This window comes from Acidovorax sp. GW823-FHT01C06 (genome assembly GCF_058798375.1).
This window is the reverse complement of sequence record NZ_JBXAKN010000003.1, coordinates 188,452-209,921: the sequence shown is the minus strand read 5'-3', so window position 1 is coordinate 209,921 and position 21,470 is coordinate 188,452. Positions and strand designations below refer to the sequence as shown.

At 67.2% G+C, this 21,470-nt stretch carries 21 protein-coding genes; 10 read left to right on the top strand and 11 right to left on the bottom strand.

Annotated features, from left to right (window positions below; all coding sequences use genetic code 11):
- Window positions 1-45 precede the first annotated feature (45 nt).
- Window positions 46-1,710, top strand: coding sequence for a methyl-accepting chemotaxis protein (locus AC1RCS_RS09120; protein ID WP_218338717.1), 1,665 nt, complete (start codon window positions 46-48; stop codon window positions 1,708-1,710).
- A 71-nt stretch (window positions 1,711-1,781) separates the two neighbouring features.
- Here AC1RCS_RS09120 and AC1RCS_RS09115 read toward each other — a convergent pair whose 3' ends face one another.
- Window positions 1,782-3,482, bottom strand: coding sequence for an electron transfer flavoprotein-ubiquinone oxidoreductase (locus tag AC1RCS_RS09115; RefSeq protein ID WP_492244837.1), 1,701 nt, complete (start codon window positions 3,480-3,482; stop codon window positions 1,782-1,784).
- A gap of 140 nt (window positions 3,483-3,622) precedes the next feature.
- On the opposite strand from AC1RCS_RS09115, the gene AC1RCS_RS09110 reads away from it, so the two are divergent.
- Together AC1RCS_RS09110 and AC1RCS_RS09105 are read left to right on the top strand one after the other, a co-directional pair.
- Window positions 3,623-4,405, top strand: a complete 783-nt coding sequence (locus tag AC1RCS_RS09110) for an SDR family oxidoreductase (RefSeq protein ID WP_218295210.1) — start codon at window positions 3,623-3,625, stop codon at window positions 4,403-4,405.
- 142 nt (window positions 4,406-4,547) lie between these two features.
- On the top strand, window positions 4,548-4,967 hold the full coding sequence (locus AC1RCS_RS09105; RefSeq protein ID WP_218338716.1) for an acyl-CoA thioesterase: 420 nt from the start codon (window positions 4,548-4,550) through the stop codon (window positions 4,965-4,967).
- A gap of 24 nt (window positions 4,968-4,991) precedes the next feature.
- Here the strand turns inward: AC1RCS_RS09105 and AC1RCS_RS09100 are convergent, their stop codons facing one another.
- From AC1RCS_RS09100 to AC1RCS_RS09090, 3 genes are read right to left on the bottom strand one after another with little or no spacing between them, the layout of a single operon-like run.
- On the bottom strand, window positions 4,992-5,702 hold the full coding sequence (locus tag AC1RCS_RS09100) for a hypothetical protein (RefSeq protein ID WP_492244836.1): 711 nt from the start codon (window positions 5,700-5,702) through the stop codon (window positions 4,992-4,994).
- Between the two features lie 4 nt (window positions 5,703-5,706).
- The gene (locus tag AC1RCS_RS09095) at window positions 5,707-6,288 is read right to left on the bottom strand and encodes a peroxidase-related enzyme (protein ID WP_218295207.1); all 582 of its coding nucleotides are present in this window, start codon (window positions 6,286-6,288) and stop codon (window positions 5,707-5,709) included.
- Window positions 6,289-6,340: 52 nt separating this feature from the next.
- On the bottom strand, window positions 6,341-7,156 hold the full coding sequence (locus AC1RCS_RS09090; RefSeq protein ID WP_255594671.1) for an IclR family transcriptional regulator: 816 nt from the start codon (window positions 7,154-7,156) through the stop codon (window positions 6,341-6,343).
- Between the two features lie 133 nt (window positions 7,157-7,289).
- Here AC1RCS_RS09090 and AC1RCS_RS09085 point away from each other — a divergent pair, with 133 nt between their 5' ends.
- From AC1RCS_RS09085 to AC1RCS_RS09065, 5 genes are all read left to right on the top strand, one after another.
- Entirely contained in the window at window positions 7,290-8,297 is a 1,008-nt protein-coding gene (locus AC1RCS_RS09085; protein WP_369643992.1) for a Bug family tripartite tricarboxylate transporter substrate binding protein, read from the top strand.
- 272 nt (window positions 8,298-8,569) lie between these two features.
- The gene (locus AC1RCS_RS09080; protein WP_492244835.1) at window positions 8,570-9,256 is read left to right on the top strand and encodes an RraA family protein; all 687 of its coding nucleotides are present in this window, start codon (window positions 8,570-8,572) and stop codon (window positions 9,254-9,256) included.
- Window positions 9,253-10,197, top strand: coding sequence for an NAD(P)-dependent oxidoreductase (locus tag AC1RCS_RS09075; protein ID WP_492244834.1), 945 nt, complete (start codon window positions 9,253-9,255; stop codon window positions 10,195-10,197). The genes AC1RCS_RS09080 and AC1RCS_RS09075 overlap by 4 nt, the downstream gene beginning before the upstream one ends.
- A 275-nt stretch (window positions 10,198-10,472) precedes the next feature.
- Complete coding sequence (gene katG / locus AC1RCS_RS09070) at window positions 10,473-12,683, top strand: catalase/peroxidase HPI (RefSeq protein WP_492244833.1); 2,211 nt, start codon at window positions 10,473-10,475, stop codon at window positions 12,681-12,683.
- 119 nt (window positions 12,684-12,802) lie between these two features.
- Window positions 12,803-13,192 carry a carboxymuconolactone decarboxylase family protein gene (locus AC1RCS_RS09065; protein WP_218295202.1) on the top strand — a complete coding sequence of 130 codons (390 nt, stop codon included), beginning with the start codon at window positions 12,803-12,805 and terminating at the stop codon, window positions 13,190-13,192.
- Window positions 13,193-13,196: 4 nt separating this feature from the next.
- Here AC1RCS_RS09065 and AC1RCS_RS09060 read toward each other — a convergent pair whose 3' ends face one another.
- Entirely contained in the window at window positions 13,197-13,739 is a 543-nt protein-coding gene (locus AC1RCS_RS09060) for a PAS and helix-turn-helix domain-containing protein (protein WP_218295201.1), read from the bottom strand.
- Window positions 13,740-13,816: 77 nt separating this feature from the next.
- Between AC1RCS_RS09060 and AC1RCS_RS09055 the strand changes: the two genes are divergently transcribed.
- A complete protein-coding gene (locus AC1RCS_RS09055; RefSeq protein ID WP_218295200.1) occupies window positions 13,817-14,524 on the top strand; it encodes a CoA transferase subunit A in 708 nt (235 codons plus the stop codon).
- A gap of 2 nt (window positions 14,525-14,526) precedes the next feature.
- Entirely contained in the window at window positions 14,527-15,165 is a 639-nt protein-coding gene (locus AC1RCS_RS09050; protein WP_492244832.1) for a 3-oxoacid CoA-transferase subunit B, read from the top strand.
- 139 nt (window positions 15,166-15,304) lie between these two features.
- Here AC1RCS_RS09050 and AC1RCS_RS09045 read toward each other — a convergent pair whose 3' ends face one another.
- The 6 genes from AC1RCS_RS09045 to AC1RCS_RS09020 form a co-directional block, all read right to left on the bottom strand.
- Window positions 15,305-15,598: a DUF4148 domain-containing protein gene (locus AC1RCS_RS09045; RefSeq protein WP_218338710.1), complete on the bottom strand. Its 294-nt coding sequence runs from the start codon at window positions 15,596-15,598 to the stop codon at window positions 15,305-15,307.
- Between the two features lie 281 nt (window positions 15,599-15,879).
- Window positions 15,880-16,722 (bottom strand): class I fructose-bisphosphate aldolase, encoded by an 843-nt coding sequence (locus AC1RCS_RS09040; RefSeq protein WP_218295197.1) that lies wholly within the window; start codon window positions 16,720-16,722, stop codon window positions 15,880-15,882.
- 50 nt (window positions 16,723-16,772) lie between these two features.
- On the bottom strand, window positions 16,773-17,780 hold the full coding sequence (locus AC1RCS_RS09035; RefSeq protein WP_218295196.1) for an aldo/keto reductase: 1,008 nt from the start codon (window positions 17,778-17,780) through the stop codon (window positions 16,773-16,775).
- Window positions 17,777-18,811 carry an ABC transporter permease gene (locus tag AC1RCS_RS09030; RefSeq protein WP_492244831.1) on the bottom strand — a complete coding sequence of 345 codons (1,035 nt, stop codon included), beginning with the start codon at window positions 18,809-18,811 and terminating at the stop codon, window positions 17,777-17,779. Before AC1RCS_RS09030 ends, AC1RCS_RS09035 begins: the two co-directional genes overlap by 4 nt.
- Window positions 18,808-20,328, bottom strand: a complete 1,521-nt coding sequence (locus AC1RCS_RS09025; RefSeq protein ID WP_492244997.1) for a sugar ABC transporter ATP-binding protein — start codon at window positions 20,326-20,328, stop codon at window positions 18,808-18,810. Before AC1RCS_RS09025 ends, AC1RCS_RS09030 begins: the two co-directional genes overlap by 4 nt.
- 11 nt (window positions 20,329-20,339) lie before the next feature.
- Window positions 20,340-21,386, bottom strand: coding sequence for a substrate-binding domain-containing protein (locus tag AC1RCS_RS09020; RefSeq protein WP_218295194.1), 1,047 nt, complete (start codon window positions 21,384-21,386; stop codon window positions 20,340-20,342).
- Window positions 21,387-21,470: the final 84 nt, after the last annotated feature.

Below are 21,470 nucleotides of genomic sequence, written 5' to 3'. Positions count from 1 at the left end.
CAGCCGCCCCCGTGGGGCGCATGTTGAACCAGGGAAGGGATTTTCATGAGCTATCTGCCTGCCACCACCGCGTCGGCATTGCCCGCCCAGGCAAGGGCTTCGCCACGGGCCCAGGCGTCGGCGCGCACCGCCGGCGGCGGCGGCACCGCGGCGCCCCCCCGGCGGCGCAACCTGAGCGTGGGCCAGAAGCTCGCCACCAGCTTTGGCCTGCTGGGCTGCGCGGTGGCCCTGCTGGGTGCGATGACCTGGATGACAGGCGAGGGCACCCGCCGCCAGGCCGCTCTGCTTGCGGGTGAGCAGCTGCCCATCGAGCGCTCGGTGCGCGACTGGAAGACGCAGTCCGTCACCATCGGCCAGATCGCGCTGCGCGCCACGGTGTCGTCCGACGTTTTCCCCCTGGTGGCCGAGCTGCGCAAGCAGCTGGCGGATGAAGACGCCATGCGCGGGCGCATCGAGGCGGCGCTGGCCGGTGCTTCCACCGCCGAGCACACCAAGCCCCTGTGGGCGGCGGCCCAGGCGCAGCGCCAGCAGTACGCGGCACTGCGCGACACGCTGGTGCAGAACGCCCTGGAGTCCAAGGTGATCAGCCAGAAGGAGCTGCAGGACCATGCCGCAGCGCTCACGCGCTACCTGCAGGCGATCGACCTGTTGCTCGATGCGTCGGAGCAGTCATCGCTGGCGGCGGCCGACACCATGGTCGCCGACGCATTGCGCGCGCAATGGATCAGCGCCATCGCCGTGCTGGTGGTGGTGGGCCTGTCGGGGTTGTTCGGGTGGCTGCTGCGGCGCTCCATCGTGCTGCCGCTGCGCCAGGCGTGCGAGGCCGCCGCGCAGGTGGCGAACGGCGATCTCACGGTGCACCTGGAGACCCGCCGCACGGACGAGATCGGGCAGTTGCTCACCGCGCTCAACGCCATGGTCGAGTCCTTGCACTATGTGGTGACCGAGGTGCGCGATGCGGGCGATTCCATCCACGTGGCCAGCTCCGAGGTGGCGGCGGGCAACACCGACCTGAGCGCGCGCACCGAGCATGCGGCCAGCAGCCTGCAGCAGACGGCGGAGAGCATTGCCCAGCTGGCGCAGATGGTGGCGGCCAATGCCGACAGCACCGGTCAGGCCCATGCGCTGGCGCGCAATGCCAAGGGGGTGGCCAGCAAAGGTGGCGAGGTGGTCGGCCAGGTGGTCACGACGATGGAAGAGATCAATGCCAGCAGCCAGAAGATCGCCGACATCGTGGGCATCATCGACGGCATCGCGTTCCAGACCAACATCCTGGCGTTGAACGCGGCGGTGGAGGCGGCCCGTGCCGGTGAGCAGGGCCGCGGATTCGCCGTGGTGGCCAGCGAGGTGCGGGGCCTGGCCGGGCGCAGCGCCAACGCGGCGCGCGAGATCAAGGCGCTGATCGCCGACAGCGTGGACAAGGTGAGCGACGGCGCGAGGCTGGTGGTGACCGCGGGCTCCACCATGGACGACATCGTCCGCAGCGTGGAGCGCGTGACCGCGCTGATGTCCGAGATCAACGAGGCCAGCACCGAACAGAGCACGCAGATCGGCCAGGTGAGCCAGGCGGTGGACCAGCTCGACCACATGACGCAGCAGAACGCCGCGCTGGTGGAAGAGGGCGCGGCGGCCGCGCAGAGCCTCCAGGACCAGGCGCACCGGCTGGCGCAGGCCATGGGGCAGTTCCAGCTCGTCCGTGCAGCGGTTTGATTTTGGAAAATCCAATAAAAAAGGGCCTGCAGCGCAGGCCCATCAAGCGCAAGGCGCTATGATTTTTATAGTTACATGCCCGAGTAGTTGGGGCCGCCGCCGCCCTCGGGCGTGACCCACACGATGTTCTGCGTCGGGTCCTTGATGTCGCAGGTCTTGCAGTGCACGCAGTTCTGCGCGTTGATCTGCAGGCGCTGCGCACCGCCGTCCTTGGCGGTGTCGGGCACGAACTCGTACACACCCGCCGGGCAGTAGCGGGCCTCGGGGCCGGCGTACTTGGCCAGGTTGATGTTGACCGGCACGCTCGCATCCTTGAGCGTCAGGTGGGCGGGCTGGTTTTCTTCGTGGTTGGTGTTGCTGATGAAGACGCTGGAGAGGCGATCGAAGGTCAGCTTGCCGTCGGGCTTGGGGTAGACGATGGGCTTGCACTCGGCCGCGGGCTTCAAGTAGGCATGGTCGGGCTTGTCGCGGTGCAGCGTCCAGGGGATGTGGCCGCGCAGCACGAACTGCTCGAAACCGTTCATCAGCGTGGCCGTGGTCAGGCCGTACTTGAACCAGTTCTTGAAGTTGCGGTCCTTGTTCAGCTCGGTGTAGAGCCAGCTGGCCTCGAATGCCTCGGGGTAGGCCTTGAGTTCGTCGTGCTGGCGGCCGGCCACGATGGCGTCGTAGGCAGCCTCCGCGGCCAGCATGCCGGTCTTGATGGCGGCGTGGCTGCCCTTGATGCGGCCCACGTTCAGGTAGCCCGCGTTGCAGCCCACGAGCGCGCCGCCCGGGAAGATGGTCTTGGGCAGGGCGTTGATGCCGCTGGCGTTGATGGCGCGCGCGCCATACGACAGGCGCTTGGCGGTGATCTCGCCCTTGTCGTTCTCGAAGTAGTAGCGGACGTTCGGGTGCGTCTTCCAGCGCTGGAATTCCTCGAACGGGCTGAGGTAGGGGTTCTGGTAGCCCAGGCCGGTCACGAAACCGAGCGCGACCTTGTTGTCGTCCAGGTGGTACAGGAATGCGCCGCCGTAGGTGTCGTTCTCCATGGGCCAGCCGGCGGTGTGCATCACGAAGCCGGGCTGGTGCTTCTTGGGGTCGATCTCCCACAGCTCCTTCACGCCGATGCCGAAGCTTTGCGGGTCGCGGTCTGCGTCCAGCTTGTAGCGCGCGATCAGCTGGCGGCCCAGGTGGCCGCGTGCGCCTTCGGCGAACACGGTGTACTTGCCCAGCAGTTCCATGCCCAGCTGGAAGTTCTCGGTGGGCTCGCCGTCCTTGCCGACACCCATGTTGCCGGTGGCCACGCCCTTGACGGAACCGTTGTCGTTGTAGAGCACCTCGGCGGCCGCGAAGCCGGGGAAGATCTCCACGCCCAGCGCCTCGGCCTGCTCGGCCATCCACTTGGTCACGTCGCCCAGGCGAACGATGTAGTTACCGTGGTTCTGCGCGAACGGCGGCAGGAAGACGTTGGGGACACGAAAGCCCGACTTTTCCGACAGGAAGATGTAGGCGTCATCGGTCACCGGCTGGTTCAGCGGGGCGCCGCGCTTTTTCCAGTCGGGGATCAGCTCGGAGAGCGCCTTGGGGTCCATGATGGCGCCCGAGAGGATGTGCGCGCCGGGCTCGGAGCCTTTTTCCAGCACCACCACCGAGACATCCTGGCCTTTTTCAGCGGCCAGCTGCTTCAGGCGGATCGCGGTGGCCAGGCCGCCGGGGCCGCCGCCAACGACCACCACGTCGTATTCCATCGATTCACGGGGACCATACTGGGCGATGATTTCTTCGTTTGTCATGGGCTTCTCGTCGGGCGTTTGATAATGGGCTATTTTCTACAGAGCAGGGTGCAATGCCCTGTCTGGCTGGCGACTGATTGTATTCACGGAATAGAGACAATCGAACGACCGTTCTATTTTGATCAGTGGGGAAACTCTAAATGGCTTACAGCATCGACTTGTCCGGCCGCGTGGCCTTCATCACGGGCGCCTCCAGCGGCCTGGGCGCGCAGTTCGCCCGCACGCTGGCCCGCGCCGGCGCCGGGGTGGTGCTGGCCAGCCGCCGGGTCGAAAAGCTCAAGGAACTGCGCGCACGCATCGAAGGCGAGGGCGGCGATGCCCATGTGATCGAACTCGACGTGACGGACCATGCCTCGATCAAGTCCGCCGTGGCGCATGCCGAGACGGAGATGGGCTCCATCGACATCCTCGTGAACAACTCGGGCGTGAGCACCACGCAGCGCATCCAGGACGTGACGCCCGAGGACTACGACTTCATCTTCGACACCAACGTGAAGGGTGCGTTCTTCGTCGCGCAGGAGGTGGGCAAGCGCATGCTGGCCCGCTCGCGCGGCGCCGCGCCAGGCAGCTTCACGGGCGGGCGCATCATCAACATCGCCTCGATGGCCGGACTCAAGGTGCTGCCGCAGATCGGCGCCTACTGCATGAGCAAGGCCGCCGTGGTGCAGATGACCAAGGCCATGGCCATGGAGTGGGGCAAGTTCGGCATCAACGTGAACGCGATCTGCCCCGGCTACATCGACACCGAGATCAACCACCACCACTGGAACACCGAGCAGGGCAAGAAGCTCATCGACATGCTGCCCCGCAAGCGCGTGGGCAACGCGCAAGACCTGGATGCGCTGCTGGTGATGCTGGCCAGCGACCAGAGCCATTTCATCAACGGCGCGGTCATTGCGGCGGACGACGGTTTTGCGGTATAGGTTCCCCCTGAGTCGCTGCGCGCCTTCTCCCTGAGGGAGACTCCACCCCGCGGTCTGGCAGGGCCAGTTCCACGGTGGCACGGGTGTTGGGTGGGGCGCGCCAGCTGCGTAGGCCGTGATCGTGCAAACAACTGAGTCAACGATGAAGATCGAAATCCCTGAGGTCAAGAAACTCGTCCATGAAATGCGCTTTCCCGTGCGCTGGGGCGACATGGACGCCATGGGCCATGTGAACAACACCGTGTATTTCCGCTACCTGGAAACGGCGCGCATCGACTGGATGGTGTCCGTGGGCTGCAACCCCGACCCGCACGGGCAGGGTCCGGTGATCGTCAACGCCTTCTGCAACTTCTACCGCCAGCTCGAATACCCGGCCGACGTGCTGCTCAAGCTCTATGTGAGCGATCCGGGCCGCACCACGTTCGAGACCTGGGGCACGATGGAGCGGGCGGACCAGCCGGGCGTGGTCTGCGCCGCGGGCGGCGCCACGACGATCTGGGTGGATTTTCCGCAGCAGAAGGCCACGGAACTGCCTGACTGGATGCGGGCGCTGGTCAGCTGAGGCGGTGGCGGACGGCCCGCGGGCTCAATCGGCCGGCAGCGCGATGCAGTGGGCCAGCGCCGCGCCGCGCTCCTGCGCTGCGCCCAGCAGCAGCACCCGCCGCAACTCGGGCAGGTAGCGGACCGCGGTCTGTGGTGCGCTGTAGCCATTGGTGTCGGACAGGCTTTCCTGCATGCGCAGCATCCGGCCCGTTGGCCGGTGTTCGATGGCCAGGGTGCGCACGCCCGTATAGAAAGTGCTGTCGATGCGGCCTTCGGTGCCGAAGAAGCCGCCGCCCACGCGGGCCTTGCGGTGCGTGCCCTGGAACGCGGTGGCGATGCGCAGCTGGCCGTCGCGGCTGATGCAACTGCCCTCGAATGCGGCCGCGCAGTCCATGGGCAGCGGGTTCTGCCGCACCATGACGGGCTGCACGGCCGGTGCCTGCAGCGCTGCGACGGGCACCGGTTCCAGGTGGGCGCAGTCCGTGTCAGGCACCACCTTCCATGCCGTGGCGCCGGGGGAGTCCGCGATCTGCAGCCGTGGTATGCCCACGCCCGCGCCCAGGTAGTAGGCCGGTGCCGCGTCCCCGCTGCGGTAGAGCGTGGACGACAGCAGCGGCGACAGCGCGCCGGGGGGCACGGCCAAGGGCAGTGGGTGCACGGCCAGCGTTCCGGCGGGAGGCCCGAACCCGGCGCACCGCGCCGCACCCGCCGTGAAGGCGAGCGCCAGCAGCAAGACCCCGGGCGCGGCGCGCATGGCGTCAGGCGGCCGGCTTGGCCTTGGGCACGCGGCCCATCAGGTAGAACTCGGGATTGGGCAGCATGCCCGCGAAGCTGGCCATGCGGTTGGACAGGCCGAAGAACGCGGTGATGGCCGCGATGTCCCAGATGTCCTCGTCGTCGAAGCCGTGGGCGTGCAGCGCGGCGAAGTCGGCATCCTCGATCTCGTGCGAGCGTTCGCAGACCTTCATCGCGAAGTCGAGCATGGCGCGCTGGCGCGGCGTGATGTCGGCCTTGCGGTGGTTGACCGCCACCTGGTCGGCCAGGAAAGGCTTCTTTTCGTAGATGCGCAGGATGGCGCCATGCGCCACCACGCAGTACAGGCACTGGTTGGCGGCGCTGGTGGTGGTGACGATCATCTCGCGCTCGCCCTTGGTGAGGCTGCCTTCTTCCTTGAGCATGAGCGCATCGTGGTACGCAAAAAACGCGCGCCACTCGGCCGGGCGCCGGGCAAACGCCAGGAACACGTTGGGGATGAAGCCAGCCTTCTCCTGCACTTCGAGGATGCGGACGCGGATGTCTTCGGGCAGGCTGTCGAGCGAGGGCACAGGGTAGCGGGTCACAGGGGTCTCCTTGTCGATTTTTCAGTAGGTGGCAGGCATCAGTATCCGGGATTCAGGGATGCCACTGCGTGGCGCGCACGGGGCTTTGCGCGGGCGCTGCCGTGTTGCCCGCCAGCGCATACGACAGCTGCGTCGCGGCGCCGATCACCGTCTGGGCCAGGGCTTCGAGCTTTTCGGCCGGCAGGCGCGATGCGGGGCCGGAGATGCACACCGAGCCCATCAGGCGCCAGTGCATGCCGAACACCGGCGCCGACACCGTGGCCACGCCTTGCTCGCGTTCGCCGATGGACCAGTGGTAGCCCTTCCTGCGGATGTCTTCATAGGCCTTGCCTGGCTCGCCCGAGAACGCCAGGATCACGCGGCCCGGCGAGCCCTTGTCGAGCGGCAGGCCTTCGCCCATGCGGGCGTGGTGGCGCAGCGCCTGGGGGCCCTCCACGCGCACCAGGCAGGTCCGCACGTTCCCCTCGCGCACGTAGAAAGCCGCGCTTTCGCCCGTGGCGTGGGTCAGTTCGCGCAGCGCGGGCTCCAGCACGTTCTGCACGTCAAAGCCCGCCTGGTAGCGCGCGCCCAGCCAGCCCGCGGCCGGGCCCAGGCGCCAGTCGCCGTCCTCGCGCTGCACCATGAAGCCCGACTGCGCCAGCGTGCGCGCCAGGCGCAGCACCGTGGTCTTGTGCAGGCCGCAGCGGCGGCTCAGCTCGGCCAGCGGCAGGCTGGACTCGCCCAGGGCAAAGGCCTCCAGCACCTGCAGGGCCCGGGTGACGGCGATGACGCCCCCGGAGGGCTCGGCCTCGCCTGCGGAGGCCGGTGCGGCAGGCTGGGGCGCGCGGGGCAGCGGAGGGTGTGCGGGCTGGCGGGGGCTGTTGCTCATGGTGCCATTCGTTTCACTGTATGCAACTGCATTGTATGGGTTGAAACGTCTGCGTAAAGTCGCGGCCACGGCGCCGGGCCCTCGCAGGTTCTGCGGACCGGCGTGAAGCACCACCATAAACGGAGACAAATCCATGCCAGCTTTTTCATCGCTTTCGCGTGCCGTCGGCGCGCACCTGTGCCATGCGGTGCTGGGCCTTGCCGCCCTGGCCGCACCCGCAGGCGCAGCCCTGGCGCAGGCCGCTTACCCGAACAAGCCCATCCGCCTGATCGTGCCGTTCCCGCCCGGCGGCGGCACCGACATGATCGCGCGCACCGTGGCGCAAAAGCTCACGGACCAGAACAAGTGGAATGTGATCGTGGACAACCGCCCCGGCGCGGGCGGCAACCTGGGCGTGGACGCCGCGGCCAAGTCGGCCCCCGATGGCTACACGCTGGTCATGGGCCAGACCAGCAACCTGGCCATCAACCCCACGCTGTACCCCAAGCTGCCCTACGACCCCATCAAGGACCTGGTGCCCGTGGCGCTGGTGTCGTCGTCGCCCATCGTGATCGCCGCGCCGGCCAATTCGCCCTACAAGACCTTTGCCGATGTGGTGGCTGCATCCAAGGGCAAGCCCGATGCACTCACGCTGGGCTACTCGGGCAACGGCACGGTGGCCCACCTGGCCGGCGAGCTGGCCGAGAACGCGGCGGGCATCAAGCTGCGCCACATCCCCTACAAGGGCGCGGCCCAGGCCATGACCGACCTGGTGGGCGGGCAGATCGATCTGTACATGTCCTCCGTGCCCACGCTGCTGGGCCAGGTGCGCAACGGCAAGCTCAAGGTGTTGGCCATCACGTCGGCCAAGCGCTCGTCGCAATTGCCGGACGTGCCCACGCTGGCCGAGTCCGGCTACAAGGGCTTCGAGGCCGTGACCTGGTTCGGGATCCTGGCGCCCGCCGGCACGCCCGCACCCATCGTGGCGCAGCTGAACAAGGCCATCAACCAGGCGCTGCAGCATGCCGAGGTGGCCGACAAGCTGCGCTCCGAAGGTGGCGACGTGCTGGGCGGCCCGGCCGATCAGTTCGGCCAGCTGCTGCGCACCGAGGTTCCGCGCTGGGGCAAGATCGTCAAGGACTCGGGCGCCAGCCTGGACTGATACGGCTTGCCTTCAACAGGCCTGTCTCCTTGGGGAGCTTTGCCGTGTACCGCACTGCCTGCGGCTCCCCGCCCAGCGATCCGTTGAAATGCCAAGCGCGCCCCACGCCCGGGCCCCACACGTCGCCCGTCCATCTTTTTCCAACCGCATTGCCTGCAGCCGCTCCACGTCCGCGGTCGCGCTGCGGCATGGGCATTGCGCAGCTGACACCGTGCCACCGCCGCAGCCGCGCAGGCCCCACCGTTTTTCGTGCTCTCTACAAGGAATTCACCATGAGCCAACCCCCCGACATCATCCGTGACATCGACCGCGTGAGCGCCGAGGTCGTGCACAAAGCCGCGACCTTCCAGGCCGCCATCCTGGCCGACGTGGCGGGCCGCCGCGGCACGATGCATGGCCGCGTGGCCCCGGTGCACCAGGGCATGAAGGTGGCCGGCCCGGCCTTCACCGTGGAAGTGCGCCCCGGCGACAACCTCATGATCCACGCCGCCATCGCGCTGGCCCAGCCGGGCGACGTGCTGGTGATCGACGGCAAGGGCGACCTGACCGCCGCCCTCATGGGCACGCTGATGCTCAGCGCCTGCAAGAAGCGCGGCCTGGCCGGCGTGATCGTGGACGCGGCCATCCGCGACAAGCTCGAGATCCTGGAACTGGACTTCCCCGTGTTCAGCGCGGGCTTCAACCCCGCCGGGCCCACCAAGTACGTGCCCGGCCGCATCAACCACCCCATCTCCGCCGGCGGCGCCACGGTGAACCCCGGCGACCTGGTGGTGGGCGATGCCGACGGCGTGGTCGTGATCGAGCGCGCCAAGGCCCCCGGCATGATGGCCCTGGCCGACAAGAAGGTGGCCGACGAGGCCGCCCGCATCGACGCCATCGCCCGGGGCGACACGGCCTCCAAGTGGCTGCCCGCCGCGCTGCGTGCGGCAGGTGTCCTCCAGGAAGGGGAGTCGCTGTGAGCACCAACCCCACCATCATCGTCACGGGCGCCGACCTGGCGCAGCAGGCGCTCGGCCTGCTCACCGGCTACGAAGTCATCTACGCTGGCAAGACGCCGACCGAAGACGACATGGTCGCCCTGGCCAGGCAACACGACCCCGTGGCCATCATCGTGCGCTACGGCAAGGTGGGCCCGGCCGTGATGGACGCGGCGCCTTCGCTCAAGGTGATCTCCAAACACGGCAGCGGCACCGACACCATCGACAAGGTGGCGGCCCAGGCGCGCGGCATCGAGGTGGTGGCTGCCGTGGGCGCCAATGCCGCGGCCGTGGCCGAGCAGGCGCTGGCGCTGCTGCTGGCCTGTGCCAAGTCGGTGGTGCAGCTGGATGCACGCATGCACGCCGGTCACTGGGACAAGGCCACGCACAAGAGCCTGGAACTGGGCGGTCGCACCGTGGGCCTGGTGGGCCTGGGCGCCATTGGCCTGCGCTTTGCCAAGATGGCCGACGCCCTGGGCATGCGCGTGATCGGTTTCGACCCGTTCGCCAAGAACCTGCCCGGCTACGTGCAGAGCGTTCCGCTCGAAACGATCTGGCGCGAGGCCGATGCCGTGTCCCTGCACTGCCCGCTGACCGACGAGAACCGCGGCATGCTGAACGCCGCCACGCTCTCACAGTGCAAGCGCGGCGTCATCGTGGTGAACACCGCCCGCGGCCGCCTCATCGACGAAGCCGCGCTGCTGGCGGCCGTGCGCTCGGGCCAGGTGATGGCGGCGGGCCTGGACAGTTTTGCAGTGGAGCCCATGGTGGCCGGCCACCCGTTCCAGGGCGAGAAGAATTTCATCCTCAGCCCGCACATCGGCGGCGTGACGAGCGACGCCTACGTGAACATGGGCGTGGGCGCGGCCCAGAACCTGCTCGCCGTGCTGGCCCGTGAGGCGGCAGCCGCCCCAGCCGCGTAGCCAGGGCGGGGGACATGCTCGTGAGCACAATTTTCAAGCAAAAATGGCCTCTAGCGCTTACCTGCAAAGCGCTGGAAGCTACGCTATTGATAGCGCCTGCAGCATGCTTGGCGCAGGCTGGCGACTACCCATCCAAGCCCGTGAAGCTACCGGCCTTTGTGGTTTGATAAATATTGACTATCAATCGAATTCAATCGATTCAATTTACGTGTCATGGATTGCTTCCTACCATTGGTCTCGCCAAGTGCCTGAACCGCTTACACAAGGAGAGACCCATGACGACAGAAGCCCAATGCCCTTTCGACCACGGTAAGGCCGCCGCGCCCAAGGGCCGTGGCAACGCGGACTGGTGGCCCAACCAGCTCAACCTGCGCCCGCTCAACCAGAGCTCTCCGCTCGTCGACCCCATGGGCGACGGCTTCAATTACGCCGAAGAATTCAAGAGCCTGGACCTGGCCGCCGTGAAGGCCGACCTGCACGCGCTGATGACCGACTCGCAGGACTGGTGGCCGGCCGACTTCGGCCACTATGGCCCGCTGTTCATCCGCATGGCCTGGCACAGCGCCGGCACCTACCGCCTGGCCGACGGCCGCGGTGGCGCGGGGGCCGGGCAGCAGCGTTTTGCGCCGCTCAACAGCTGGCCCGACAACGCCAACCTGGACAAGGCGCGGCGCCTCCTGTGGCCCATCAAGCAGAAGTATGGCCGCAAGATCTCCTGGGCCGACCTGATGATCCTCACCGGCAATGTGGCGCTCGAGTCCATGGGCTTCAAGACCTTCGGCTTCGGCGGCGGCCGCCCCGACGTGTGGGAACCCGATGAAAACGTGTACTGGGGCGCAGAGACCACCTGGCTGGGCGGCGACAAGCGCTACAGCGGCGAGCGCGACCTGGCCAAGCCCCTGGCCGCCGTGCAGATGGGCCTGATCTATGTGAACCCCGAGGGTCCCAACGGTAACCCCGACCCGATCGCGGCGGCGCGCGACATCCGCGACACCTTTGCCCGCATGGCCATGGACGATGAAGAGACCGTGGCGCTGATCGCCGGCGGCCACACCTTCGGCAAGACCCACGGCGCGGGCGACGCGGCCCTGGTGGGCAAGGAGCCCGAAGGCGGCGGCATCGAGGACCAGGGCTTCGGCTGGATCAGCAAGCACGGCAGCGGCTTTGGCGGCGACGCCATCACCAGCGGCCTGGAAGTGACGTGGACCACCACGCCCACGCAATGGAGCAACAACTTCTTCGAGAACCTGTTCGGCTTCGAGTGGGAACTGACCAAGAGCCCGGCTGGCGCGCACCAGTGGACGGCCAAGGGCGCCGAGGCGACGATTCCCGATGCGCACGATCCCTCGAAGAAGCGCGTGCCCACCATGCTCACCACCGACCTGTCGCTGCGCTTCGATCCGGCCTACGAGAAGATCTCGCGCCGCTTCCTCGCGCACCCCGAGCAGTTCGCCGACGCGTTTGCGCGCGCCTGGTTCAAGCTCACGCACCGTGACATGGGCCCCCGCGTGCGCTACCTCGGCCCTGAGGTACCGGCCGAAGTGCTGATCTGGCAGGACCCGATTCCCGAGGTGGACCACGCGCTGGTGGACGCGCAGGACGTGACCGTGCTCAAGGCCAAGATCCTGGCGTCGGGCCTGTCGGTTGCGGAGCTGGTGTCCATCGCCTGGGCCTCGGCCTCCACCTACCGCGGGGGCGACAAGCGCGGCGGGGCCAACGGTGCCCGTGTGCGCCTGGCACCGCAGAAGGACTGGGAAGTGAACCAGCCTGCCCAACTGGCCAAGGTGCTGGGCAAGCTCGAAGCGATCCAGCAGGACTTCAATGCCGCGCAGAGCGGCGGCAAGAAGGTCTCGCTGGCCGACCTGATCGTGCTGGGCGGTGCTGCGGCCATCGAGTCGGCCGCCCGCAGCGCAGGCCAGGAAGTGGTCGTGCCTTTCACGCCAGGCCGCATGGACGCCTCACAGGAGCAGACCGATGTGCCTTCGTTCGAGGTCATGGAGCCGCTGGCCGATGGCTTTCGCAACTATGTGCGCCCCGGCCTCGAAGGCGCGGTGGCCGAGCTGCTGATCGACCGCGCCAACCAGCTCACGCTGACCGGCCCCGAGATGACCGTGCTGGTGGGCGGCCTGCGCGCCCTGGGCGCCAATGCAGGGCAGGGCGGGCACGGCGTGTTCACGCAGCGTCCCGGTGTGCTCACGAACGATTTCTTCGTGAACCTGCTGGACATGCGCACCCGGTGGCAGAAATCGGCCTCCGAGGCCGGCGTGCTGGAGGGCGTGGACCGTGCGAGTGGCGCTCCGAAGTGGACGGGCACGGTGGCCGACCTCGTGTTCGGCTCCAACTCGCAGCTGCGCGCGCTGGCCGAGGTGTATGGCAGCAGCGATGCGCAGGCGGTGTTCGTGCAGGACTTCGTGAAGGCATGGACCAAGGTCATGAACCTGGACCGCTTTGATCTCGCGCCCGCGGCACATCCAGCACAGGCCTGAGCCCCCCGGACTGACGACGCCACCGGCCTGGCCTCCTTGGGGAAGGGCTGGTGGCGTTGTGCTTTTCGGGCGGGCAGGGCGGCTACCATGGCGGCCCCAAACCGAACCGGAGAGCCCGCATGACGCAACCCCCATCCTCCAAGGATTTCGACAAAGGCCTGGCCACGCGCAAGCAGGTCATGGGCGAGGACTTCGTGGCCAATGCCTTTGGCAATGCCACGGAGTTCACCCAGCCGATCCAGGAGTTCATCACCCGCAATGCCTGGGGCGATGTCTGGCAGCGCCCGGGGCTGGACATGAAGACGCGCAGCCTGATCACCGTGGCGTTCCTCACCGCGCTGGGCAAGCAGCACGAGCTCAAGGGCCATGTGCGCGGTGCACTCAACAACGGCGCCACGGCGGCCGAGATCCAGGAGGTGCTGCTGCATGCCAGCATCTACTGCGGACTGCCCACCGCCGTGGAGGCTTTCCGCACGGCCGCCGACGTGATCGACGGGCCGAAAAAATAAGGCTTCAGCCCGCCAGGAGCTTGTGCACGAGATCGGCTGCGGTCGACGCGTTGTACTTGCGCATGAGGCGGGCGCGGTAGATCTCCACCGTGCGGTGGCTGATCTCCAGCGTGCGGCCGATCTCCTTGGAGGTCAGGCCTTCCAGCAGGCGTGCCGCCACTTCGCGTTCGCGGCCTGTCAGCTCCGCTTTCACGGGGCGCTGGGAACTCAGGTCCTCGAAGCTCCAGATGCCCGATTCATGCGGTGCATTGCGATTGAGCGCGCGCCCCGACACATGGCACCAGAAGACCTCGCCGTTGGCGCGCTTCATGATGCGGTTGTCGGCGTAGTGGCCCTTGGCGTTCAGGATGGGCTCCATGTGGGCGCCCAGGCGCTCATACTCGTCGGCGCTCGGATAAAGTACCTGGAAGGACTGGCCGATCAGCACCTCGCGCGAGGCGCCGAACATCTCGCAGACCTGCCGATTGCAATCGACCATGGTGCGGTTGCGTGACAGCACCAGGCCCACGGGAGCCATGTCGAAAGCGAGTCGGTAATCAACGTCCATAGTGCAAATCTTTAGGGGATACTACTTATTCGGGTACGTAGTATCGTAGCGCATCCAAAATTCACAAGGAGATCGTGGTGAACAAGATATTCCCCTCCGCGGCCGAGGCCCTCCGGGGTGTGGTTGCAGACGGCCAGCTCATGGCTGTGGGCGGTTTCGGGTTGTGTGGCATTCCGGAGGCGCTGATCGATGCGCTGCGCGATTCGGGTGCCAAGAATCTCACCGTGATCTCCAACAATGCGGGCGTCGACGGCTTTGGCCTGGGCAAGCTGCTCGAGACCCGCCAGATCAAGAAAATGATCTCTTCGTACGTGGGCGAGAACAAGGAGTTCGAACGCCAGTACCTCGCGGGCGAACTGGAACTGGAGTTCACGCCCCAGGGCACGCTGGCCGAGAAGCTGCGCGCCGGCGGCGCGGGCATTCCGGCCTTCTTCACCAAGACCGGCGTGGGCACCATCGTTGCGGACGGCAAGGAGCTGCGCGAGTTCGACGGCGAAACCTATGTGATGGAGCGCTCCCTGGTACCCGAGGTGTCGCTCATCAAGGCGGATGTGGCGGACAAGTCCGGCAACCTGCGCTTCAACCTCACCGCGCGCAACTTCAATCCCGCCGCGGCCACGGCCGGCAAGGTCTGCATCGTGGAGGTGGAGCGCATCGTGGAAACGGGCGAGCTCGCGCCCGATGACGTCCATCTGCCCGGCATCTACGTGCACCGGATCGTGCTCAACGCCAACCCTGAAAAGCGCATCGAAAAACGCACCATCACCGAGAAAGCAGGAGCCTGACCATGCCGTGGACCCAAGACCAGATGGCCGCACGCGCGGCGCAAGAACTCGAAGACGGCTTCTATGTGAACCTGGGGATCGGCATCCCCACGCTGGTGGCCAATTTCACGGGCGACAAGGAAGTGTGGCTGCAGTCCGAGAACGGCATGCTGGGCATCGGCCCTTTCCCTACCGACGACAAGGTGGACCCCGACCTCATCAATGCCGGCAAGCAGACCGTCACCACGATCAAGGGCTCGTCGATCTTTGGCAGCGACCAGTCGTTCGCCATGATCCGCGGCGGCAAGATCAACCTGTCCATCCTGGGTGCCATGCAGGTCAGCGAGAAGGGCGACCTGGCCAACTGGATGATCCCTGGCAAGATGGTCAAGGGCATGGGCGGCGCCATGGACCTGGTGGCTGGCGTCAAGCGCGTGATCGTGCTCATGGAGCATGTGGCCAAGAAGAAGGACGGCACTGAAGACCTCAAAATCCTGCCCCAGTGCACGCTGCCCCTGACGGGCGTGGGCGTGGTCGACCGCATCATCACCGACCTGGCCGTGCTGGACGTGACGCCCGAAGGCCTCAAAGTCATTGAACTGGCACCCGGCGTCACCTTCGAAGCCCTGCAGGGCAAGACGGGCGTGACGCTGCTGCCGTAAGGCGTTGCTTCATGCGCCGCCGCATGCGGCGGCGGGTTGACCCTTCAGGCATGCAAGACAAAAAGGCCGGAGCCCTTCACGGGGCTCCGGCCTTTTGCGTGGCGGCTGCGGTGCGCCTGCACCGCATGGCGGTGGCCTTTTACATCGCGCCGATTTCACCAGCGGGGATCTGGCCGGTGCGCACGGCTTCAGCAGCCTGGGCACGCACGGCGGCGCGGTCGGCGGTGGATTGGTAGGTCACCACGCGCGAACCTGCGGGTTCGATGGAGCGGGTCTGGGCCACGGTGGCGGCTTCGGCGGCCACTTCGGCGCGGGTGCGGTTCGTCTCGAACTTCGTGGCGAACTGCGAGGCATCGGCCTCGTCGGCCTGGGCACCGAAAGAAGCGAAAGCAGCCACGGCGGCGATGGAGAGGAAGCGGGCGGTCTTGTTCATGATGAAATCCTTCAGGAAGAAAAAAGCGTCTCAGAAAAACCGGGACAAAAACCATTTCTGAACCGGGTTCGGTGAGTCGCCTTGCGGGTTCGGCTCATCGATGGGATGAACTGTACGTGGATGGGGCGCGAAGAAAAACCATCGGGTCGCAAACTAACTGTTCCAGTTTTGGCAACAGTTGACGGGCGCATGGCGGCACACGCCGCGTCCTGCGCCGGGGCAACAAAAAAGGGCCTGTGGGCGTCTGGCGACCACAGGCCCTCCGGTTTCAGGGATTCATCTCACGCCGCTGTGTAGAGCTCCCAGGCCTCGGATGCGCTCGCGCCGCGGTGGATCATCGCCATCAGTGCGTTGACCACCGCCGACGGGTTGGCGTGCTGGTACACGTTCCGGCCATAGACCATGCCCACGGCCCCCTGGTCCAGCAGCACGCGCGAGCGCGCGAACACCTGCTGCAGGTCTTCGCGGCCGCCGCCGCGCACCAGCACCGGGCAGCGCGCTGCCTGCACCACGCGGTGGAATTCGGCGGGGTCGGTGGTGGGGTCGGCCTTCACGATGTCGGCGCCCATCTCGCGCGCCAGGCGCACCAGGGTCACGATCTTCTCGGCGTCGCCATCGACCATGTAGCCGCCTTGCTCGCTGTGCGGGCGCATCACCAGCGGCTCGATCATCAGCGGCATGCCGTAGCGGTCGCAGTCGGCGCGCACGCGCGCGATGTTCTGCACGCACTGGCGAAACAGGTCGGGTTCATTGGGCAGCATGAACAGGTTGACCACCACGCAGGCGGCATCGCGCTGCACGGCCGGCAGCACCGGGTCGTGCTCGTTCTGCAGCACGGCCCACATCACGCGGTGGGCGGTGGCGTTGTAGGGGTTGCCCATGTCGATGCGCATCACCAGCGCCGGCTTGCTGCGGCCCGGGCGGTCCTGCAGCAGGTCGGCCTGGCCGTAGTTGAGCTGGATGGCGTCGGGCGCGGCGGCCACGAGCTTGTCCATCACGCCGGGCATGTCCTCCAGCCCGTTGAGGAACGAGGGTTCGTTGCACACGCCGTGGTCCAGGGCGATGTCCAGGCAGCGCCCGTGGGTCAGCAGGCGGTTCAGGCGTGCGGTCTTGTCCTTCGACATACGAAGAGGTCCTTGGTTGGTGGGAGTAAGAAAAAGGGGGAAGAGGTTCGTCAGGCCAGCGCCTTCAGGTGCCGGGCGGCGGCCGTGTCGATGCGCAACACGGCCTCCTCGGGCAGGTCCAGCGCGCCGGCGGTGGCGTTCTCGGTGGCCTGTGCCCGCGTGCGTGCACCGCACAGCGCCACCGATACATTGCCGCTGGCCAGCGTCCAGGCGATCATCAGCTGACCGAAGGAGCAGCCCAGTGGCCGGCGCACTGGTTCGAGTTCGTCGAAGAAGGCCTTGAGCCTGGCGCGGTTGGCCGCGCTGAAACGCGGGTTGCTCGCGCGCTGGTCGTCGCCCGTGAATTCGCGCGCCGGGTCGATGGGGCCGGCGAGCAGGCCCAGCGCCAGCGAGGAGTAGCCCAGCATGGCCACGTTATGGCGGCTGCACAGGGGCAGCAGCGTCTGCTCGATCTCGCGGTCGATCAGGCTGTAGCGCTCCTGCGCCGCGTCCACGGGGCCGTACTGCAGGTACTCGGCCAGCGTCTCGGGGCTCGCGTTGCTCACACCGATGGCGCGGATCTTGCCCTGCTGCTTGAGCGTGAGCAGGGCGTCCATGGTCTCCTCGACCGGCGTGGTGGCGTCCTGCCAGTGGGTGATGTACAGGTCGATGTAGTCGGTCTGCAGGCGTTTCAAGCTCTCCTCGGCCTCGTGGAAGATCGATTCGCGGCCCAGGTGGCGGTACACGGGGTGGCCGTCTTCGTCGAAGAAGTGCGTGCCCTTTTGCGTGTGCCACACCAGGCCGCACTTGGTGGCGATCACCGCCTCGTGGCGGCGGCCCTTGAGGGCGGCGCCAACGATGTTTTCGGAGGCGCCCAGGCCATAGGCCGGCGCGGTGTCGATCAGCGTCACCCCGGCGTCGAGCGAGGCGGCTATGGCGTCGGTGGCGGCGGCACTGTCCTGGCCGCCCCACATCCATCCGCCCATGGCCCAGGTACCGAGGCCGATGGCCGAGCACTGGATGCCCGACGGGCCCAGGGTGGTGGTCTTCATCGCTGCGTTCATCATCACGGCATTCATCGTTGGGTCTTTCGGGTGTTCATGAGGTGGTCGATGGTCACGGCGGCCAGCAGGATCAGGCCCTTGATCACGTCCTGCCAGTACGGCGAAACGTCCAGCAGGATCAGCGAGCTGGTCACCACCGAGAGCAGGGCCAGGCCCAGCACGGCACCGAGCACCGTGCCCGAGCCGCCCTTCAGGCTGGCGCCGCCGATCACGGCCGCGGCGATCACGTTGAGCTCCATGCCCACGCCGAAGGTGGGCGTGGCCGCGCCGAAGCGCGCGGTGTAGATCACCCCGGCCAGGCCGGCGGATGCGGCGCACAGCACCGTCACCCAGAACTTCACGTGGCCCACGCGGATGCCCGAGTACAGCGCCGCCTTCTCGTTGCTGCCGGTGTAGAACACGCGGCGCATCAGGCTCGCGCGGCGCAGCACGAAATCGCTGACCACCACGATGAAAAGGAAGATCAGGATCACCGCCGGGATGCCGAACAGCGTACCCTGGCCGATGAACTTGAACGAGGCCGGCAGCGAGAACAGCGACTGGGGCGTGCCCTGGGTGAGCGCCAGGCACAGGCCGCGCACGATGACCATGAAGGCCAGCGAGGCGATGAAGTGGTTGAGCCCGATGCGCACCACGCAGCCGCCGATCATGGCGCCGATGAGCGCGCTGGCGGCGATCGCGATGAGCCCGGCCGTCCAGGGATCGAACCCCATCAGGAACAGCTTGCCCGTGACCACCATCGCAAAGCACACCACCGAGCCCACCGACAGGTCGATGCCGCCCACGATGAGCAGGATGGTCATGCCCACGACCACGATGCCTTCGATGGAGAAGGACAGCAGCATGGCGCGGATGTTGTCCCAGGTCAGGAAGTAGGGCGACGCGAAGCTCATGCCCACGCACAGCGCGAGGATGATGACCAGAAGGCCCATCTCGCGCATGCTGGTGAGCTTGGGGGCGCCGGGCTTGCCCGGCCTCCCGGGCGCCTCGCGCGGCGGCTGCAGGCCGGCGACGGAGCCGGCGTCCAATTGTGCGGGGTGATTCATGCGATTTCCTCTTGCTGTCGTTCCAGTCCCGAGGCCAGCCGCAGCAGGGCCTCTTCCGTCATGTCCTTGCCTTGCACCTCGCCCGCCACGCGCCCGTCGCGGATCACCAGGGCCCGGTCGCACAGGCCGATGATCTCGGGCAGCTCCGAGGAGATCACCACCACGCCCACGCCCTGGCAGGCCAGGTCGCGCAGGATGTGGTGGATCTCCGACTTGGCGCCCACGTCCACGCCGCGCGTGGGCTCGTCCATCAGCAGCACCGACGGGTTGGTGGCCAGCAGTTTGGCGATGGCCACCTTCTGCTGGTTGCCGCCCGACAGGCTCGCCACCTCGATCTGCACGCCGTCGGACTTGAGCTTCAGGCGCGCGCCCAGCTCCTGCGCCAGCCGGTGCTCGGTCGCACGCTGCAGCAGGCCCAGGCGCGAGCTCACGCGCGCCAGCGCCATGGACGCGATGTTCTGCGCGATCGGCAGGTCCAGGTACACGCCTGCGGCCTTGCGGTCCTCGCTGAGGTAGGCGATGCCTTCGCGCAGCGCGTCGCTGTACTTGCGGATGGCAAGCTGCTTGCCGTTGAGGCGCACGCTGCCGCCAGTGGCGGGGCGCAGGCCGCACAGGGTCTGCGCCAGCTCGCTGCGGCCGGCGCCCATGAGCCCGGCGATGCCCAGGATCTCGCCGCGCCGCACGGTGAAAGAGACTCCGTGCACGCGCTCGCCGTCGGCCAGGTCGCTCACTTCGAGCACGTGCTCGCCGGGGTCTGCGTCCTGCTGCTTGGGCGGGTAGTAGTTGCCCAGGTCGCGCCCGACCATGCGCCGCACCAGGCCGTCGGCATCGAGCTCGGCCAGCGGCCCCGAATGTACGTTGCGGCCATCGCGCAGCACCGTCACGCGGGTGCAGTGCGCAAAGATCTCGGCCATGCGGTGGCTGATGTAGATGATGGCTATGCCCTGGTCCTTGAGGTCGTGCAGCACCCGAAAGAGGGCGGCCGACTCGTTGTCCGTGAGCGCGGCGGTCGGTTCGTCCAGGATCAGCACCTTGCAGTCAAGCGTGAGCGCCTTGGCGATCTCGATCAGTTGCTGGCTGCAGATGGGCAGGTCCCCCACGCAGGCGGCGGGGTCGATGTCCTGGCCCAGCCGCTGGAGCACCTTGGCGGCGCGCGCGTTGAGGTCGGCGTAGTCCATCCACGCCTGCCGGCCGGCATTGATCTCGGGCATGAAGATGTTCTCGGCCACGGTGGCGTCGGCGCACAGGGCGATCTCCTGGTGCACCAGGCCGATACCCAGGCGCATGGCCTGGGCCGGACCATCGATGGCCACCACGCGGCCGTCCAGCAGGATCTCGCCTGCGTCCGGCTGGTGGATGCCATCGATGATGTTCATCAGCGTGGACTTGCCCGCGCCGTTCTCGCCGCACAGGGCGTGGATCTCGCCCGCCTGCAGCGAGAAGTCCACGCCCGAGAGCGCATGCGAAGCGCCGAAGCGCTTGCAGATGCCGCGCAGCGCGAGCAGGGGAGCGCCCATGGTGGTGGTGCTCACTCGCTGATGCCCTTGGTGCCGCGGCGCGCGAGGTACTTGTCCCAGTAGAAGTCGTCGGCGTTGGCCTTGCTGACCACGGCCAGGCCGTTGTCCAGGAAGGGCACGGCCATGGGGTTGGTGCCGTTGCGCTTGGCGTCATTCATCGGGTCGATGAGGCCGGGGTTCTTGGCCAGGAACAGCATCATCATGCCCATGTAGCCCTGCATGCCCTGGTTGGGGTTGATGGCGCCGAACACGTCGCCGGACTTGATCATGTCCAGGATCTTGGCGTTCACGTCGCAGCACATCACCTTGATGTTCTTCTTGGTCTCCACCTTGGCCTGGGCCGCACCGAGCGCCGAGTTGGCCTCGGGCATGAACAGGGCGCCCAGGTTGGGGTTGGCCTGCGCCAGGCTCTGCACGGCCTGGTAGGCCTTGTTCGGGTCCTGGTTGCTCGCGGCGCGGCCCACCAGCTTCATGCCCGGGTGCTTGGTCTTCATGCGGTTGATGAAGGCGGCGATGCGGCGGTCGTGGTTGTCCTGGCCGGGGTTTTCCAGCACGGCGAACTCGCCCTTGCCGCCCAACGATGCGGCGATCGCGTCGGCGGCCTGCGCGCCTTCGCGGTCATTGTCCGAGGTGATGAACGAGGTGCGCTTGGAGTTGGGCGAGTCGGCCGCGAAGGTGACGACCGGGATGCCCATGGCTGCTGCGCGGTTGATGGGCTCGATGAACGGGTCGGGGTTCATGGGGTGCAGCAGGATGCCGGCGGGCTTGCGTGCCAGCTCCTGCTCGAACGAGGCCAGCTGCTTGTTCACGTCGTACTCGGGGGTGCCGGTGTAGCGGGTGCGGACACCCAGCGTGCGGCCCAACTGCTTCATCATCTCGTAGACCGGAAACCAGTACTCCACGCCCGAGACCATCACGTTCATCACGTAGACGTCGCTGGGGTTGCCGCGCAGGCCACCCGCGGCGGCGGGGGTTGCTGCAGGTTGCTGCGCGAACGCGCTGGTGCCGGCCAGGCCGATACCGGCGGCGGCTGCGGACTTCAGGAAATTACGCCTCATTGATGTCTCCTCTTGTTGAACGGAGCAGCGTGTGATTGCTGCTTTCTCCAGGGCTGTGATGGGGTGCTTGGTGTCACGACTGTT

Bases quoted from the DNA above. Each gene is read 5' to 3' on its own strand.
- AC1RCS_RS09120 (WP_218338717.1), top strand. From the start codon at position 46: ATGAGCTATCTGCCTGCCACCACCGCGTCGGCATTGCCCGCCCAGGCA.
- AC1RCS_RS09115 (WP_492244837.1), bottom strand. From the start codon at position 3,482: ATGACAAACGAAGAAATCATCGCCCAGTATGGTCCCCGTGAATCGATG.
- AC1RCS_RS09110 (WP_218295210.1), top strand. From the start codon at position 3,623: ATGGCTTACAGCATCGACTTGTCCGGCCGCGTGGCCTTCATCACGGGC.
- AC1RCS_RS09105 (WP_218338716.1), top strand. From the start codon at position 4,548: ATGAAGATCGAAATCCCTGAGGTCAAGAAACTCGTCCATGAAATGCGC.
- AC1RCS_RS09100 (WP_492244836.1), bottom strand. From the start codon at position 5,702: ATGCGCGCCGCGCCCGGGGTCTTGCTGCTGGCGCTCGCCTTCACGGCG.
- AC1RCS_RS09090 (WP_255594671.1), bottom strand. From the start codon at position 7,156: ATGAGCAACAGCCCCCGCCAGCCCGCACACCCTCCGCTGCCCCGCGCG.
- AC1RCS_RS09085 (WP_369643992.1), top strand. From the start codon at position 7,290: ATGCCAGCTTTTTCATCGCTTTCGCGTGCCGTCGGCGCGCACCTGTGC.
- AC1RCS_RS09080 (WP_492244835.1), top strand. From the start codon at position 8,570: ATGAGCCAACCCCCCGACATCATCCGTGACATCGACCGCGTGAGCGCC.
- katG (WP_492244833.1), top strand. From the start codon at position 10,473: ATGACGACAGAAGCCCAATGCCCTTTCGACCACGGTAAGGCCGCCGCG.
- AC1RCS_RS09065 (WP_218295202.1), top strand. From the start codon at position 12,803: ATGACGCAACCCCCATCCTCCAAGGATTTCGACAAAGGCCTGGCCACG.
- AC1RCS_RS09060 (WP_218295201.1), bottom strand. From the start codon at position 13,739: ATGGACGTTGATTACCGACTCGCTTTCGACATGGCTCCCGTGGGCCTG.
- AC1RCS_RS09050 (WP_492244832.1), top strand. From the start codon at position 14,527: ATGCCGTGGACCCAAGACCAGATGGCCGCACGCGCGGCGCAAGAACTC.
- AC1RCS_RS09045 (WP_218338710.1), bottom strand. From the start codon at position 15,598: ATGAACAAGACCGCCCGCTTCCTCTCCATCGCCGCCGTGGCTGCTTTC.
- AC1RCS_RS09040 (WP_218295197.1), bottom strand. From the start codon at position 16,722: ATGTCGAAGGACAAGACCGCACGCCTGAACCGCCTGCTGACCCACGGG.
- AC1RCS_RS09035 (WP_218295196.1), bottom strand. From the start codon at position 17,780: ATGAATGCCGTGATGATGAACGCAGCGATGAAGACCACCACCCTGGGC.
- AC1RCS_RS09030 (WP_492244831.1), bottom strand. From the start codon at position 18,811: ATGAATCACCCCGCACAATTGGACGCCGGCTCCGTCGCCGGCCTGCAG.
- AC1RCS_RS09025 (WP_492244997.1), bottom strand. From the start codon at position 20,328: ATGGGCGCTCCCCTGCTCGCGCTGCGCGGCATCTGCAAGCGCTTCGGC.
- AC1RCS_RS09020 (WP_218295194.1), bottom strand. From the start codon at position 21,386: ATGAGGCGTAATTTCCTGAAGTCCGCAGCCGCCGCCGGTATCGGCCTG.